The 15,738-nt window shown below is 66.2% G+C and carries 12 protein-coding genes; 6 read left to right on the top strand and 6 right to left on the bottom strand.

The genetic code is table 11. The features are described from left to right. Window positions 1-133: 133 nt before the first annotated feature. Both ACFC4D_RS32810 and ACFC4D_RS32805 read right to left on the bottom strand, forming a co-directional pair. Complete coding sequence (locus ACFC4D_RS32810) at window positions 134-2,347, bottom strand: SulP family inorganic anion transporter (protein ID WP_376068967.1); 2,214 nt, start codon at window positions 2,345-2,347, stop codon at window positions 134-136. Between the two features lie 209 nt (window positions 2,348-2,556). Next, window positions 2,557-4,806 carry a SulP family inorganic anion transporter gene (locus ACFC4D_RS32805; RefSeq protein ID WP_376068966.1) on the bottom strand — a complete coding sequence of 750 codons (2,250 nt, stop codon included), beginning with the start codon at window positions 4,804-4,806 and terminating at the stop codon, window positions 2,557-2,559. Window positions 4,807-5,171: 365 nt separating this feature from the next. Between ACFC4D_RS32805 and ACFC4D_RS32800 the strand changes: the two genes are divergently transcribed. Next, window positions 5,172-5,588, top strand: coding sequence for a hypothetical protein (locus tag ACFC4D_RS32800; RefSeq protein WP_375953694.1), 417 nt, complete (start codon window positions 5,172-5,174; stop codon window positions 5,586-5,588). Window positions 5,589-5,598: 10 nt separating this feature from the next. Here ACFC4D_RS32800 and ACFC4D_RS32795 read toward each other — a convergent pair whose 3' ends face one another. Continuing rightward, a complete protein-coding gene (locus tag ACFC4D_RS32795; RefSeq protein WP_376068965.1) occupies window positions 5,599-5,985 on the bottom strand; it encodes a hypothetical protein in 387 nt (128 codons plus the stop codon). Window positions 5,986-6,300: 315 nt separating this feature from the next. On the opposite strand from ACFC4D_RS32795, the gene ACFC4D_RS32790 reads away from it, so the two are divergent. After that, window positions 6,301-6,813, top strand: coding sequence for a hypothetical protein (locus ACFC4D_RS32790; protein ID WP_375953698.1), 513 nt, complete (start codon window positions 6,301-6,303; stop codon window positions 6,811-6,813). An 83-nt stretch (window positions 6,814-6,896) separates the two neighbouring features. After that, the gene (locus ACFC4D_RS32785) at window positions 6,897-7,670 is read left to right on the top strand and encodes an ATP-grasp domain-containing protein (RefSeq protein ID WP_376068963.1); all 774 of its coding nucleotides are present in this window, start codon (window positions 6,897-6,899) and stop codon (window positions 7,668-7,670) included. Window positions 7,671-7,717: 47 nt separating this feature from the next. Here the strand turns inward: ACFC4D_RS32785 and ACFC4D_RS32780 are convergent, their stop codons facing one another. After that, complete coding sequence (locus ACFC4D_RS32780; RefSeq protein ID WP_376068961.1) at window positions 7,718-11,020, bottom strand: hypothetical protein; 3,303 nt, start codon at window positions 11,018-11,020, stop codon at window positions 7,718-7,720. 209 nt (window positions 11,021-11,229) lie between these two features. Here ACFC4D_RS32780 and ACFC4D_RS32775 point away from each other — a divergent pair, with 209 nt between their 5' ends. Further along, on the top strand, window positions 11,230-11,961 hold the full coding sequence (locus ACFC4D_RS32775) for a peptidase S1 (RefSeq protein ID WP_376068959.1): 732 nt from the start codon (window positions 11,230-11,232) through the stop codon (window positions 11,959-11,961). Window position 11,962: 1 nt separating this feature from the next. On the opposite strand, the gene ACFC4D_RS32770 is transcribed toward ACFC4D_RS32775, so the two are convergent. After that, window positions 11,963-13,099 carry an agmatine deiminase family protein gene (locus ACFC4D_RS32770; protein ID WP_375953705.1) on the bottom strand — a complete coding sequence of 379 codons (1,137 nt, stop codon included), beginning with the start codon at window positions 13,097-13,099 and terminating at the stop codon, window positions 11,963-11,965. Between the two features lie 203 nt (window positions 13,100-13,302). Between ACFC4D_RS32770 and ACFC4D_RS32765 the strand changes: the two genes are divergently transcribed. Then, window positions 13,303-14,013 carry a YoaK family protein gene (locus tag ACFC4D_RS32765; protein WP_376068958.1) on the top strand — a complete coding sequence of 237 codons (711 nt, stop codon included), beginning with the start codon at window positions 13,303-13,305 and terminating at the stop codon, window positions 14,011-14,013. A gap of 29 nt (window positions 14,014-14,042) precedes the next feature. On the opposite strand, the gene ACFC4D_RS32760 is transcribed toward ACFC4D_RS32765, so the two are convergent. After that, the gene (locus ACFC4D_RS32760; protein ID WP_364632151.1) at window positions 14,043-14,615 is read right to left on the bottom strand and encodes a TetR family transcriptional regulator; all 573 of its coding nucleotides are present in this window, start codon (window positions 14,613-14,615) and stop codon (window positions 14,043-14,045) included. A gap of 91 nt (window positions 14,616-14,706) precedes the next feature. Here ACFC4D_RS32760 and ACFC4D_RS32755 point away from each other — a divergent pair, with 91 nt between their 5' ends. Beyond that, window positions 14,707-15,738: an agmatine deiminase family protein gene (locus ACFC4D_RS32755; protein WP_376068956.1), complete on the top strand. Its 1,032-nt coding sequence runs from the start codon at window positions 14,707-14,709 to the stop codon at window positions 15,736-15,738.

Below are 15,738 nucleotides of genomic sequence, written 5' to 3'. Positions count from 1 at the left end.
ACCCTCATTACCCCTTTCTGGGGTTGGTACGCTACCCAACTCGGCTTTTTTTCGGCCGTTTGGGGCCCCCAACCCCCTAAAAGGTGTGTGGGCGCCGGGGTTCGGGGGGGCCCCCGACAGTGCGGGTGTCAGATCAGCTCATCGAGGACGCGGCCAGGACCGATAGGTCGGGGTCGCTGATCTCCGATAGGCCGTTGGCGGTGATCTGGATGACCCGGGCGGTGCCGATGTCGAAGAACAGCCCCGAGACGGCGACACCGCGGCGCAGCATGGCATCTCGGACCACCGGATGGTTGCGCAGCGTCTCGAGCTGCACCGCCACATTCACCATGGCCAGCTGATCGGCGGGGCCGAAGCCCGCGGCCGCGGCGGCCTGGCCGACCGAATGGCCGCGATGCCAGCGATCCACGCTGGAACCGGCATTGGCGAGCCAGTCACCTAGGCCCGGACCTTCCGGGATCCCGCCCAGCAACGCCTTCATCGCACCGCAGGACGAATGTCCGCACACCACAACGTGATCCACTTCCAGCTCCTCCAGTGCGAAGGACAGCGCGGCTTCGACCGAGGAGTCCCTGCCGTTGGGCGGCACCAGGTTTCCGACATTGCGGATGGTGAACAGGTCACCCGGACCGGTATTGGTGATCAGGTTCGGCACGACGCGGGAATCGGCACAGGTCAGGAAGAGCGAGTGCGGATTCTGTCCGTCGCGCAGTTCGTCCAGGTGCGGGCGAACCACGTGCGCGTTGCGGCGGTGGAAGGCCCGGACGCCGGTGGTGATGGGATTGCCCTCACCCTCGCGCCATGGCCGCAGCACCTCGTCGAGCAGCCCCTTGGACCGTCCGCGCACCGGCGGACCGGTGAGCGCGTCGGCCATCGGCGCGGAGCCGAGTTCCACGAATTCCACTCGGCCGCCGGTGTTCTCATGCTGCGAGGCCCAGTCGTGAATGGCCTCGTAGGCGGCGTGGTCGAGGAAGTCGACGCTCATCTCCACCAGCACGGTGGAGCCCTCGGGCACCTTCGCCAGCTGCGCCGAGAGCTTCGGCAGCGCCAGGAAGGTGCAGGTGCCGTCGATGCTGACCATCCAGCGATCGGTGCCGATCACCGGATCGGCCGAGACGTTCACCCGGACCACCCGCCACAGCAGCAGCGCGAATGCCAGCAGCAGTCCGATGAGCACGCCCTCGAGCAGGTTCAGGAAGACCACCGCGAGCACGGTCACCACGTAGACCAGCAGGTCTCCGGTGCGCCGGGCCAGGCGGATATGGGCCAGCTTCACCAGCTGGATGCCGATCACGATGAGCAGACCGGCCAGCGCCGACTTCGGAATCTGCTGCACCACCCCGACGAGCGCGACGGAGAACACCAGAATCCAGATGCCGTGCAGGAACGCCGAGGCGCGACTGCGCGCACCGGCCTGCACATTGGTGGCACTGCGCACGATGACACCGGTGACCGGCAGACCGCCGAGCAGGCCGGAGGTCATATTGGCAGCACCCTGCGCCATCAGCTCGCGGTCGAAATTGGTGCGCGGACCGGTATGCATCTTGTCCACGGCGACCGCGGACAGCAGCGATTCCACACTGGCGATGAGCGCGATGGTCAACGCGGCCAGCGCGACCGCGCCCCAGCCGCCGGACGGCATCTCCGGCAGTCCGATGGCGTCGAACAGCGAGCCGCTCAACACGATTCGTTCCACATTGCCGGGCACCACCATGGACAGCCCGGTGGCGATGACGATGGCGACCAGCGGTCCGGGCAGCGCGCGCAGTTTCCCGGGCACGTACTTCCAGGTCAGCATGATCGCGATGACCACGGCGCCGATGAAGAAATCGTCGCCGTGCAGGTTCAGCAGTTCATTGGGAAGTTCGACCAGGTTCTTCCACGCGGTGCTGTGCGACGCCCCTCCGAGCAGCACATGCAGCTGTTGCAGCGCGATGGTCACGCCGATGCCGGCGAGCATGGCGTGCACCACCACGGGTGCGATGGCCAGCGCGGCGCGGGCAATGCGGCTGAGTCCGAACAGGATCTGCAGGAGTCCGGCCGCGACGGTGATGAAACACGCGACCTTCCAGCCGAATTGGTTGATGGTCTCGGCGACCACCACGGTGAGACCGGCGGCGGGGCCGCTCACCTGCAAGACGGATCCGCCGACCAGGCCGACCACCACGCCGCCGACCACTGCGGCGATGAGACCGGCGGCGATCGGGGCGCCGGAGGCGACGGCGATGCCGAGAGATAGCGGTAGTGCGACCAGAAAGACCACAATGGACGCGGGTAGATCGTGGCGCAGGAGCGTGCTGGACCAGCGGTCCGCTCTACCTGGCGGTGAATCGGTGTCGGTAGACATCTCGGCTCCTTCTCCGGATCGAATCGATCCGAAAGCGTCGAACATGTTCTGTGGGCATCGAATTGATGCTGTGGACAGCGTTGGCCACAGACTCACCGGACGAGCTGTAGCAAGATTAGAAGTAAAGACTTAGTAAAAGCTGAGAAAACCGAGGCCATAATGTAAAACGGGCGTGAACCCTTTCGGATTCACGCCCGGAGCTTGTCCGCCTATGCCGATCGACCAGCGCCGACGGTTTGCAGGAGACCGCCCGCATGGATGTCGGCCACTCTGCGATCCCCGATCTCCGCGATTCCGTCCACCGTGACCTCCACCACGCGGGCGGAGGCGATATCGAAGAACAGACCCGAGAGCACCACACCCCGCTCGATCACCCCGCGGCGAACCACCGGATGCGCGTACAGGGTTTCCAACTGCACGGCCACATTCACCATGCCGAGCTGATCCACCGGCCCGAATCCGGCGGCCGCGGCGGCCACCGCGACCGGATGCCCGAGCCGGTATCGCACCAGACTCGGACGGGCATTGGCGAGCCAGCCATCCAGATCCGATCCGGTCACCGCTTCCGAATACAGCGCCTCCATGGCGCCGCAACTCGAATGTCCGCACACCACCACCGAACGCACATCCAATTTGTCGAGTGCGTAGATGAGCGCGGCCTCCATGGACGCGTCCCGCCGATCGGCCGGAATCAGATTGCCGATATTGCGGACGGTGAACAGATCGCCCGGACCGCTATTGGTGATCACATTCGGCACCACGCGCGAATCCGCACAGGTGACGAAGAGCGAGTCCGGTTCCTGCCCATCGGCCAGCACACCCAGGTGCGGGCGCATCACATGCGCGTGACTGCGGTTGTAGGCCGCGACCCCGGCGACGATGGGATCGACCTCGGCCCCGGTGCGCCGCCACGGGCCCAGCACCTCGTTGAGGGTGTGCCGCGAATGTCCGCGCGCGGGCGGACCATCGGTCGCGCCGGCCATGCGGACGCTGCCCACCTCCACGAATTGCACTGTGCCACCCTCGGATCGATGCTCCTGCACCCATTCCTGCACCGCGTCGTAGGCGGCGTGATCGAGGAAGTCGACGCTCATCTCCAGGGTGACGTCCGCACCGGTGGGCACCTTGGCCAGTTCGGCGGTCAGCTTGGGCACCGCCAGGAAGGTGAAGGTGCCGTCCACGGTGACCAGCCAGCGGGTGCTGTCGACCTGGGTGGTGTGCACCGCGATCCGGACCACCCGCCACAGCAGCAGCGCGAACGCCAGCGCGAGCCCGACCACCATGCCCAGCAATAGATTCCAGAACACCACCACGATGATGGTGGCGGCGTAGACCACCAGATCGCCGGTGCGCTGGGCGCGCCGGATATGCGCGAGCTTGATGAGCTGAATACCGACCACGATGAGCAGTCCGGCCAGCGCCGCCTTGGGAATCTGGCGCACCACCCCGACCAGCGCGACCGAGAACAGCAGAATCCATAAGCCGCACAGCATGGTCGAGGCTTTGCCGCGCGCGCCCGCCTTCACATTGGTGATGCTGCGCACGATGACCGCCGCCACCGGCAGGCCGCCGATCATGCCGGACACCATATTGGCCGCGCCCTGGCCGATCAGTTCGCGATCCAAATCGGTTCGGCGCGCGGAGTTCTGGCGGATGCGGTCCACCGCCACGGCCGAGAGCAGGGTTTCCACGCTGGCGATGAGGGCGATGGTCACGGCCATCAGCGCGACCGCTCCCCAACTGCCGTGCGGCACCTGCGGCAGCCGAAGTTCGTCCAGCAGTGAGCTGTTGAGCACGATGTGCTCGACGCGGGTGGGCAGCAGGAAGGCCAGCCCGGTGGCCGCGACCACCGCGACCAGCGGAGCGGGCACCACGCGCAGTTGCGCGGGTAATCGCTTCCAGCCCACCAGGATCACGATGACGAGCAGGCCGACCGCGAGGTCGCCGCCGTGCACCGAGCGCAGTTCCTGCGGCAATCCCACCAGGCTGTCCCAGGAGGAACTGAGCGAATTGCCGCCCAGCAGCACATGCACCTGCTGTAGCGCGATGACCACGCCGATACCCGCGAGCATGGCGTGCACGACGACCGGCGCGATGGCCAGCGCACCGCGTGCGATGCGGCTGAGTCCGAAGACTATTTGCAGCAGTCCGGCCAGCACGGTGATGAAACAGGTGGCGGCCCAGCCGAATTGGTTGATCGATTCGGCGACCACCACGGTGAGGCTGGCGGTCGGGCCGCTGACCTGCAGTGTGGAGCCGCCGATGAGTCCGGCTACCACCCCTCCCACTACCGCGGCGATGAGACCTGCGGCGACCGGTGCTCCGGCGGCGACGGCGATGCCGATGGAAAGCGGTAGCGAGACCAGGAACACCACCAGAGAGGCTGGTAGATCATGGCGTACCAACTCGGCGAGGCCGGGGAGCGACGTCCGGGGAGGCTGTTCGGTGTCGGTGGACATATTTCTCCTTCGCCGGTACGGCGGGAGCCGCCCGGTTCATCGGTCAACATGTACTGGCATCGAGAGCGAGCGACGGGCGAGGCTGTGACAGCACGACGCTAGGCAGAACGGCGTAATCGTAAAGACTCTTTAAAGAACCTGGAAAGGGTTTGCGGTAATTGAGGCGAACCGCTACCAAACTGTGACCTGCGCCACTTGCTGGACGTATGCCCGATTAGGCGCAAACCGACTGGTCGACTGTCCGAAAAGTCTCGTGATCTCGGCAATCACGGTGCTACGCTCGAATTCCGAATCGAACGAAAGCGTAACGGACACAATATATTCCGCTGGGGTGGATGCTTTCATTCCCAAAGAAACGAATTCCTATGATTCTGGTCTTCATAGCCAAAGACATCGATGTGCTCGATGACGGCTACAAGGATATGAGCGATGAGCTCGGCATCGCCTACGCCTACGTTCCCAAGCTCTGGCCGGGCGGGATCCGGCTGGAGAAGAAGGAGAACCTCTTCATCACCGCGCACGGCAACAAGAAAGTCATCGGCGATGAGGGGCCGACCCTGTCGATCGATGCGACAACCCTGGCCAAGATCATCGCCCAGATCATCCCCGTCAGCTATACCGGCGATATCTATATGTCCACCTGCAACTCTTTCGAGTTCGCCAAGAAGCTCAAGAAGGAATTCGGCTCCAGCCTGTCCGCGACGGACTTCTACGGCACCAAGAAGTCGATCCCCTACAAGATCCAGGGCCCGGCTGGCGACAGCTGGCACCAGGCCCCCTGACAGCGGGCGTTCATCGAGCGGCCAGCCGGTCCAGCTGAGTCAGAATCGAAGGGTCACTGATCTTTTCGTCCTCAGCGAGTAGCAATACCTTGCTCAGGATCACGCTGGTCATGGCGTCCTCGTCGGCGAACGGCAGGAAGAGGCGGTCGTGCCGCCGCTGCCCGAACCCGGCGGGGACGACGCACAGATATCCGCCCGGCTGCACATGAATACTGCCGCTGGTGAGATGCACCCGGTAGGTGGCGCGCGAGCCACGCACGACGGCGACGTTGCCGTCCACGGTCACCCGATCGATGCCCAGTGCACCGATCAGCGCGGCCAGCATCGCGGCTCGCGTGGCTGCGCACGCGTCCGAACCGTAGTCGCCCGTACCCGCCACCGAAGTATCCGGGCACATCACAGCGCACCTCGGCGGTGTGCACCGCGTCGACCCGCCGAGTGGCACGCACCGCGCGCCGAATCACTTCACGAACGCTGGTCGAGCCGGTTTCGAACGCCACCGCACATCCGGTAACCCTTCGGCGGCAATCACTTTGCCGCGCACTTCCACATCAGGCACGGGGACCACTGTAGGAGCGCGCACCGACAACGATTGCAACCCGAGTGAACTTGGAATGTTTCATTCCGAAAGGTCGGTGTCGGGGATCGATCCTGCTGTAGCCTCCTCGCCAGACCGGGTCGATAGGGTCCGGCTCGCTTTTGGAGAGTGCGCATGAAGCTCGCGAAATACATTGCCGCCGTTGCCATGTCGGTCGCCGCAATGGTATCCCTGAATACCGGCCAGGCCAGTGCCGGCGCGAGAGGCGCGGTACTCGACACGAATCAGATACTGGCCCAGGGCGATTACCTGACGACCCTGCCGCAGAGCGGCTCTCGGGCGTTCGCGATCCTGCAGGGCGACGGGAACTTCTGCGTCTACCGTGGCACCGGCCCGAGCAATAACCAGGGCGGCGTCTGGTGTTCCGGAACCTCCGGCCACTCCCAGGTTTTCGGCATCATGCAGGGTGACGGCAACTTCGTCATCTACCAGGGCACCGGCCCCGGCAACAACCAGGGCTACCTCTGGGGCACCGGCGGCCGCAGCGGCGCATCCGGCTTCTACCTCCAGCTCAACGGCACCGGCTTCGGCCACTCCAACCCGAACCTCCAGGTGGTCGGCTTCCCCGCCAGCGGCCACAACACCTGCTACTGGTCCAGCGACGGCAACTGCACCCTGGGCGGCTAGCACCCGGCGACACTCGACCGAACCGGGATTGCCTTGGGGCATCGATAATCTCATCGCGGGAGACACCCGAATAGCATCGCTACATGCGACCGCAATGGCTCATCGATCTCCACGAGGACTTCCCCGGCTCGGCCGTCGTCGCGGCGGCGCTCGGCGATGCGCTGATCGTCGAACCGCACGAAGCGATGATGGGACGGTGGCCTGAGATTCGAGAGGGTCGCGCGCTGGTCGGGTACGGGACGATGGCGACGATGACGCGGCTCCGCCGAGCACCCCGGCTCGGCGAAGCGGTGTTCGATGACTATGCGGCGCTGCGTTGTTCGTCCTACTACCGGCACGTGTACGACCTTCTCGGCCGCACCGCCTTCCTCGTACCGTTCGCGGCGGTTCCCGACCTACCGCTTCGGCGCATGTTCGACGGCGATCGGGTATTCCTGCGCAGCGATACGAATTACAAGCTGTTTCCGGCGGGTGTGCACACGATCGCCGAGTTGGGTGACTGGCTACGCATTTACGATCGGCACCGCGATGAGCTCGTCGTGGTATCCGAGGTCGTGACCTTCGACCGCGAATACCGCTGCTTCTGTCGCAATGGCCGTTTCGTCTGCGGCAGCTCCTATCCGGCCGAGCCGTATCTCCCTGTCCCCGACCATGTCCGGGCGTTCGCGGAGACCGCGGCGGCGCGAATGCTGGCGCAGGGCAGCACCATGGTCACCGTCGATGTCGGCGTCGACCCCGACGGCGTCCTGCGGCTTGTCGAGCTCGGCGGTGTGAACAGCTGGGGTATCTACGGGTCGGATATCGCCGACTTCATCGCCGCGATGGAGGCCGAGTCTCTCGCTCGCGCGGATGTATAGCGGGCAGGTTGTGCCCGATCGGCTGCGCGGGTTTGCTCGTGGTGGACCTACTCGTGCGCGGTGAAGGTGTTGTGGGCGGCGCGGCGGACGTCTGCGGCGGGGTGGGTGCGCAGGGACGCCAGGAGGGTGGACCAGGGTGGGGTCCAGCCGAACTTGGTGCCGCACTTGGCGATCAGGTCGACCGCTGCCAGGGCGGTGGGTGCGGTTGGGGAGGCCGCCAGGGTGGTGGCGATGTGTTGCCAGGTGGCGGTGGGGATTTCGTCGGGGAGTGCGCCGAGGCGGGCCGACAGGCTGCGGGCCGGGTAGGTGGTCAGGGCGCCGGTTGCCAAGGGGGACAGAGCTTCCACGGCCGCGATTGTTCGGTCGGGTTCGGTCCAGCGCAGGGCGGCGACGGTCAGGTCGATCGCCTGTTCGTGCCAGAGCGGGTCGGGGGTGAGCAGGGCGGTGACGCGGTCGGCCAGGGGGCGGGCGTGGTCATCGTTGCGCAGGACCGGGGTGAGCCAGTGCAGCAGGGTCGAGAGTCGTTGGCGGGCAGGGAGATCGCGGTCGGGGAAGGTATCGGCGGTGTGCGCGAGGAGCTGTTCCACGGCGGTCACGATCGCCGAGGGGTGACCTGTTCCGGCCGCGTCGGCGAGCAGGGCGCGCATGGCGGCGGTCCAGAGGCCGATTTCGGACAGGTCCGTCAGGCGGGCGACCAGGACGTCCCGGGTGTCGAGCGGCGACCAGCGATACCAGCGGGTCAGAGCGCCCAGTGCTTGGCCGGCGACGCGGTGATCGGGTCCGGCCGCCAGATCGCGGAGGAAGGCGGCGAATCGAAGGCGCTGCGGGACCGGCAGCAGCGACGGCGAGATATCGAGAACCGCGCCCGCCACCTCCGGGTCGGTAGCGGCCTCGGCCAGCAACTGCCAGGACGCGTCGCTGTCCAGCAGCCGGGCGGCGGCGAAGACGGTGGCGCGCCGGATATCCCGGTGTACGCCCGGCCGAGCGCTCACTTCGCGAATGATCGCGGCGGCGTCGGGTGCGCGCAGGGTGGCGAGCAGTCTCACCCCCTCCTTCACCGAGGTGATCTTGGGCGAATCGAGCAGGGGCGCAAGGGTTTCGCCGAGTCGCGGACGCGGCACCAGGCGGGCCAGGGTGGCGATGGAGCTCACCGCGACCCGCGCACGATCATCGCCCACATGCCGGGCCAGCACCGCGATGGCCTGCTCGGGTTCGGTGCACCGGCCCAGCGCGGTGAGTCCGGCCTCGGCCACGATGATGTCCTCGGACTCGGTGTACGGCAGCACGCGCGCGAAAGTCCCCGGCAGCCGACCCAATTGGCGGATAGCGTTCGCACGCTCACCGGCCGATGCTTTCGGTGAGTGCGCATAGGCGTCCAGCAGCCCGGCGTAGCGGTCGATGTGCGCGGTCGTCCAGTTGTCGAATCCCGCGTGGAACATGGGCACGTAGTGAATCTTCGAGGACAGAAACCGCCCGGTGGGAGCCTTGCGCAGCAGTCCGTCGAGCAAATCGGTGCGGCGCCGGGCAATGAATTCGGCCACCTCCGGCACGATGATGAGCGAGCGATCGCGGCGCAGCATATCGTCGAGATTCGTATCGCGCCGAACGGGATCGGTCAGCGCCAATCGGGCCGCGGCACGCACGGTCGAATCGTCGGATGCCCCGCACGCGCGCAGCACCAGATCCTGCAGCCCCGGTACCGCGAACGAGCGGCGCTCCAGGCCGGTCGCCAGTGCCAGGGTCAGCTGCCACCGGTCGCGCGCGGCATCGGCTTCCAGTCGCGGGCGCAGCGCCTCGAACAGTCGCCGCTCCGCTCCGCGCGGCAGATTGTCGCGCAATCCGTACAGGTTCAGCTGCGTCGACGTCTCGGCGAGAGTGGCCGAAATACGCAGTGCCGCATCGGAATAGGAAACCTCCCCGGTTTGCGCACCGCGTTTCAACAGCGTCCGCGCCAGCTCCCCGATCGCGCCCGAGGTGAAGTAGGAGCGATCCCGCGCCTGCATGGCATCGGTGGCCACCTGTTCGAGCGCCGGGAGCTGCTCCGGCGCGAGCAATGACATGGGAATGGCGCGGACGGCCTGTAAAGCGCTGCGGCGCACCGGTTCCTGTTCATTGCGCAGTCGCCGCAGCAGCTCGAAGACCTCACCGATCACGGTACTGTCGCGGCTACCGACGGCAGCGGTCACCAGCAGCGGGTAGGCGGTGGCGCGCTCCTGCGCGGTGGGTCGCCGAATAGCTTCGGCCAGTACGGGTTTCGCCTCGGCCCAGGGCAGCCGGGCGGACAGGCGCTCGGCGACCTCCGGCACATCGGAGCCGCCCGGCCGGGCCAGCAGCTCCCGAGCGAGGGCGACGCGCACCGCACCGGGCAGGGCGTCGAGGGTGTGCAAATCGACATCCCCCGGATTCAGACCGGCGCGCATGAGAGCCGGGGTCGCGACGGCCGCGCGCCGGGACGGCGGCAGCGTCCGCAGGAACCGATACCGCTGACCGGGTGCGCAGGCCAGGTACAACTCCCCCAGTTCGGCATCGGAGCTTCCCCGCATGGCCTGCCACAGCGCCGGTCCGGCCAGTCCGCGCCCATTTCCGCTGGGGTGCAACAGCAGTCGGCGCATGGCCGCCGCATCGTGCCGGGCCAGCCTGCCCGCCAGCGGATGCAGCGCCGCGACGGAGACATGATCGACCGCGAGCGCGGCCAGCGCGAGCAGCCGATCCGGGTCGTACAGCGCCGCCGTGGTCACGCTCGCGGTGAGCTGGGGCCACAGTTCCCGCCATTCATCCCGACCGGCCGCGGGCGCGCGCTCTGCCACGTAGTCCAGGACGACCCCGATGCGCGTGCGGCACAGCGCCGACCAGCTCGGCACCGCGTACGCCAGCTCCGGCAGCATCTCGGCCACCAGCGCGGGTGAGCAGTACGGCAGTAGTCGTGCGGCCTCGATATCGCCGAAGGCGGATCGCGTCGGCGGCAGCAGCGCATCGGCGAGTGCCGTGCGCTCGCCCCGGCTCAATGCCCGGACCAGGGCACGGCGTGCGCGCTGTGACAGTCCGGGCAGTACTCGCACCACCACCTCGGACGGGACGCCGAGCCGGACGACCGCGGTGAGCGCGCGCACGGCGCATTCCGGGTCCGGAGAATCCAATTGCCCGAGTAGATGATTCCGATGTCCCGCGATCAGGGCCAGCTGGATGGCGGTCAATTGTTCATACCGGTCCCCGCCGGACAGCTCGGTGAGCATCCGATCGAGTTCCGGGGTTCCGGCCAATCGGCGGGCCTCCCGGGCAATGGCCGACGCGCGTCGCGGCAGCGAGAGCTCCGCGACTTCCTCCAGAAACCGTTTCCCCTGCGCAGTCACCCGGTCACGGTACCGCTCACCCCGGGTCGGGGCAGCCTGTCACAGTCTCAACAAAGGGGACATTCCAGATAAAAAATCCTGAATGGTATGTTTTATTCGGCCCCGATCGACTCCGGGCCGATTCGCACCAAACGCTCTCCAGATCCACCCGGTTCCAGTCCGCGCGAGCGGGCGTTTCTGCTGTTGTCCCTCCCCGCGAGAGGTTCGGCATGGCATCCCTGGGCAAGATCTGCACGTATATCGGATCGGTCACTGCCACAGTGGTTTTCGGCCTCGCGCTGACGCCCTCGGGCACGGCGAACGCGGCCGGACCGGCGGTGCTCGGTCCGGGTTCGGGTATCGCGATCGGCACCAGCGAACCCGATGAGTTCTCGCTGTGCACGCTGACCGCGATCGGCTTCGACGCCGCCAATCGCCTGGTGGGAATTACCGCCGGGCATTGCGGTGAGGTCGGCGCCCAGGTGCTCGCCGAGAATTCGATCGGCACCGGTTATATCGGCCGACTGGCCGAACTCGATTACTGGTGGGATTGGGCGGTCATCGAATTCGATCCGGCCAAAGTAATACCGGTCCGCCAAATCACCGCGAGTACGGTCGCCGGAATCGGCGCACCACCCGGACCGCTGCAAATGGTCTGCAAGAACGGCCGCACCACCGGATTCACCTGCGGCCCGGTCTGGGAGACCATGGCCGAGGGATTCAGCAGCCACGTCTGCGCGGACTACGGCGATTCCGGTTCACCGGTGCTGGTCGGTGACCAATTGGTCGGCATGATCGTCTCCGGTCAGCCCATCAATCTGGGCAGCGTGAATCTGCGCCTGCCCTCCTGCGCCAATCCCGCGAATCCGGTGCACGAGCCCGACCTGGCCACCGGTATCGGCCATGTGCTGGCCGATATCAATGCGCACGGCGGCGCAGGTGCGGGCTTCCGATTGTTCTGAGCTACACCGCGGGCTGCTGCTGGGTGGCGCAGTGAATGCCGCCGCCGCCCTCGGCGACCGTATTGATCTCGACCTGAACGACGGTGCGGCCGGGGTGTAGATCGGCCACGATGCCCTTGGCGTGATCATCGGCCGCGCGATCGCCGAAGCGCGGCATGATGACCGCGTTATTGGCGACATAGAAGTTCACGTACGAGCTGAGGAACGAATCCCCGCGATCGCCGAGATTGCCGGGATCCGGCTCGGGCAGCTGCACGATCTCGAGTTTGCGGCCCTTGGCGTCGGTCTCGTTGCGCAGCACCTCGAACGCCTGATCGTAGGCCCGCACCCACACGTCATCGCCTTCGGGCGGCTGCGACATGATCACCACGCCCGGATCGGCGAAGCGCGCCAGCGAATCGATGTGATAGTCGGTGATGTCCTGTCCGGCAACACCTTTGACCCAGATGACCTTCGACACGCCGAACAGATCTTTCAGTGCGCGCTCGATGTCGTTGCGGGATTTGCCGGGATTGCGATTGGAGTTGACCAGCGAGCTCTCGGTGGCCATCAGCGTGCCCTCACCGTCGATCTCGATGGAACCGCCCTCACCGACGATCGGCGCGTCCACGCGCGGCAGCCCGAGCCGGTTCAACAGCGTGCCCGCGACCGCGGCGTCGCGCCGATGCTGCTGTTTATTGCCCCACCCGTTGAAGTGCAGATCGACCCCGGCCAGCCCGCCCGCACCGAGTACGAAGGTCGGCCCGGTATCCCGAATCCACAGATCGTCGGTGGCGATCGGGATCACCTCGACCCCGGACCCGCACGCCTGCTGGGCGGCATCGGCCTCGGCGGGTTCGGCGAGCAGCGTCACCGGCTCGAATTCGGCGATGGCACGGGCAATTCCGGCGATGTCATCCTGGACCGCCGGACCGTCCTGCCCCTTCCACACCGAGTCCAGCGGTGGCCAGGACATGAAAGTGCGCGCGTGCCTGGCTGATTCGGCGGGCATTCGCCACGCCCCGCCCGGCCCGGACGGCGTGGCCGAACCGGAGGACAGCAGTCCGCCGTCCTCGGGCGAACAGGCCAGTAGCGCCGCGCCGCCGACTACCGCGAGAGCGCTCGAACGAAACATCGTCCGGCGCGAGAACTCAGCCATCTTTGCCCCTATCCAGGTCGAATCACCTGACTAACATTTTGGTCAGCTCAGACGGTAACAAGCCTAGTTGCTGTTCAGCTACCGCGCGCGGGCATGAGGAATCCCACCCGCCGGGCTCACGAAAACCTCATGGAATCTGATCTAAATTTCAGTCAGATTCCACCATTGGGTATCCACGGAACCCAATTTGACCAGGAGAGATCGTGACCACCACCGACCCCCGAGGCATACGGGCACTATTCGACAATGAGGCGAGATTGTCATGGGTGCTTGCGGCGCTGGCCGGACTGATCGGCGCGGCCGCCTTCACGCATACCTCCGGCTACTTCGTCACCTTCATGACCGGCAATACCGAACGCGCGGTACTCGGCTGGTTCGACGAACAGGGTGAGATGGCCGCCGCCGCAGCGCTATTGCTGACGTCATTCCTGACCGGCGTGGTCGTCGCATCCTGGTGCCGCCGCCGCTTCTGGTCCGGACATCCGCACGGACCGACCCTGATCACCACGCTGAGCCTGGCGGCCGCGGCGGGCATCGACGCGATCAGCTACGCCGCCGCCGATATCGCCACCATCGATTTCGTCCCGATCCTGTTCGTGGCGTTCGGCGTCGGCGCGCTCAATACCTCGTTCGTGAAGAACGGTGAGGTGTCGGTGCCGCTGAGCTATGTCACCGGCACACTGGTCAAACTCGCACAGGGCATCGAACGCCATCTCAGCGGCGGCTCCTGCGCCGATTGGCTCGGCTATTTCCTGCTGTTCGCGGCGTTCGCGACCGGCGCGCTCACCGGCGGCTTGCTCAGCCTGCTGGTCGCGGGCTGGGCCATGCTCATCACCGCCGCCGGGGTCTGCCTGCTGGTGACCTGCTACACGTACCTGCATCTGGATCGGCACGGACCGCTGGAGTCGGCGTGAAAACCGTTCACCGGCACGATGTTTCGCACCTATTCGCCGAGTTCGGCGAGCAGTGCGCCGCGCAGCAGTTTGCGGGCCTGCTCCAATTCCAGGGTGCCGCTGAGCCAGCGCATGCTGAGCCCTTCGACCAGTGCGGTGAGGCGTTCGGCGGCGTCGTCGGCGGCCACCTCCGGGCCGATGGTGCCCTGCGCCTGGGCGCGGCGAATGAGTTCGCTGTTGAAATCGGTCCAGCGGGCCGAGGCGGCGCGCAATTGGTCGCGGAGTTCGGGCTGGAAGACCGCCGAGGCCCGCAATTCGCCCCAGGCGCTGCTGTTCTCGACCACGACCGAGGAGTCCTGCAATTCGCGCAGCAGCGCTTCGCTGAGATGGCCGCGGGGATCGGTTTCCGGATCGGCCGCCACATCGGTGTACTGCTCGGCGCGCGCGGTGACGAAGTCGAGCGTGCTGGAGACCAATCCGGCGCGGTCCTGGAAGTGGTAGTAGATCAGGGCGGTCGAGACCCCGGCCTCCTTGGCGAGTTCCTCCACCCGCAGGCCGCGAATGCCACGCTGGGCCACGACCCGGACCGCGGCCTCCATTATCTCGGTGCGACGACGAGACATGCTCTCTCTCCACTGTTCTGAACTCGGACGACAGTACAGCCTACCGTACGATCTTGACTGAATATTTGGTCAACCAGCAAGAGGAGACCCCATGTTCGACCAGTCCCCCACCGGCCGCCGGCTCGGCGCGGAATGGGAAAGCCATAACCGCACCTTCATGTCCTGGCCCGCACTGGAGTCGGTCTGGAAACGCGATCTGCGTTATATCCGGGACGATATCGCGCGGGTGGCGCGGGCCATCGCCGACTACGAATACGTGGTGATGCTGGCGCGCCCGGATCAGGCCGATGCCGCACAGCGTGCGTGCGGACGGCATGTCGAGGTGGTGCCGCTGCCGGTGGACGATCTGTGGGCGCGCGATACCGTGCCGGTCTTCGTCGAACAGCAGGGCATCGTGATCGGCGTCGACTTCAATTTCAACGGCTGGGGCAATAAGCAGGTCCACGACAACGACGCGTTCGTCGCACGGAACCTGCTGTACCAATTCCAGATTCGCGGTGAACAGGCCCCGCTGATCGCCGAGGGCGGCTCGTTCGAGACCGACGGACAGGGCACACTGCTGGTCACCGAGAGTTCGGTGTTCAATGCCAATCGCAATCCCGGGAAGGACCGGGACCGGATCGAATTCGAACTGAAGCAGACCCTCGGCGTCACCAAGGTCATCTGGCTGGCCGGGGTGTACGGCGAGGACATCACCGATGCGCACGTGGACAGTCTGGTGCGTTTCGTCGCGCCCGGAGTTGTGCTGCTGGACAACGCGTTTCCCGGCACACCCGCCGACTCCTGGTCGCGGGCGGCGGATCAGGCACGCATGGTGCTGAGCAATTCCACCGATGCGATGGGGCGGCCGTTGCAGATCATCGATCTGCCGCAGCCCGATCCCTACAAGATCACCGGTGCGGACGACGATATGGTCACCACCTACGCCAATTTCTATATCGCCAATGACGCGGTCTTCCTCCCCGAATTCGGTGATCGCAAGGCGGACCGGCGCGCCCGGGACATCCTCCAGGAGCATTTCCCGCAGCGCGATATCGTGCCGGTCCGCATCGATATCATCGCGGCGGGCGGCGGTGGAATCCATTGCTCCACACACGATCTGCCCGGACGGCCCGCGGACTGA

The sequence above is a fragment of the Nocardia sp. NPDC056000 genome, assembly GCF_042269265.1.
In the GTDB taxonomy this organism is placed as follows: Bacteria; Actinomycetota; Actinomycetes; order Mycobacteriales; family Mycobacteriaceae; genus Nocardia.
The sequence above is the reverse complement of the archived record's forward strand: the minus strand, read 5'-3'. Positions and strand labels throughout refer to the sequence as shown.

Excerpts from the sequence above, each read along its gene's own strand:
- ACFC4D_RS32805 (WP_376068966.1), bottom strand. The coding sequence starts at position 4,806 with ATGTCCACCGACACCGAACAGCCTCCCCGGACGTCGCTCCCCGGCCTC.
- ACFC4D_RS32760 (WP_364632151.1), bottom strand. The coding sequence starts at position 14,615 with ATGTCTCGTCGTCGCACCGAGATAATGGAGGCCGCGGTCCGGGTCGTG.
- ACFC4D_RS32785 (WP_376068963.1), top strand. The coding sequence starts at position 6,897 with ATGCGACCGCAATGGCTCATCGATCTCCACGAGGACTTCCCCGGCTCG.
- ACFC4D_RS32795 (WP_376068965.1), bottom strand. The coding sequence starts at position 5,985 with ATGTGCCCGGATACTTCGGTGGCGGGTACGGGCGACTACGGTTCGGAC.
- ACFC4D_RS32770 (WP_375953705.1), bottom strand. The coding sequence starts at position 13,099 with ATGGCTGAGTTCTCGCGCCGGACGATGTTTCGTTCGAGCGCTCTCGCG.
- ACFC4D_RS32810 (WP_376068967.1), bottom strand. The coding sequence starts at position 2,347 with ATGTCTACCGACACCGATTCACCGCCAGGTAGAGCGGACCGCTGGTCC.
- ACFC4D_RS32790 (WP_375953698.1), top strand. The coding sequence starts at position 6,301 with ATGAAGCTCGCGAAATACATTGCCGCCGTTGCCATGTCGGTCGCCGCA.
- ACFC4D_RS32755 (WP_376068956.1), top strand. The coding sequence starts at position 14,707 with ATGTTCGACCAGTCCCCCACCGGCCGCCGGCTCGGCGCGGAATGGGAA.
- ACFC4D_RS32800 (WP_375953694.1), top strand. The coding sequence starts at position 5,172 with ATGATTCTGGTCTTCATAGCCAAAGACATCGATGTGCTCGATGACGGC.
- ACFC4D_RS32775 (WP_376068959.1), top strand. The coding sequence starts at position 11,230 with ATGGCATCCCTGGGCAAGATCTGCACGTATATCGGATCGGTCACTGCC.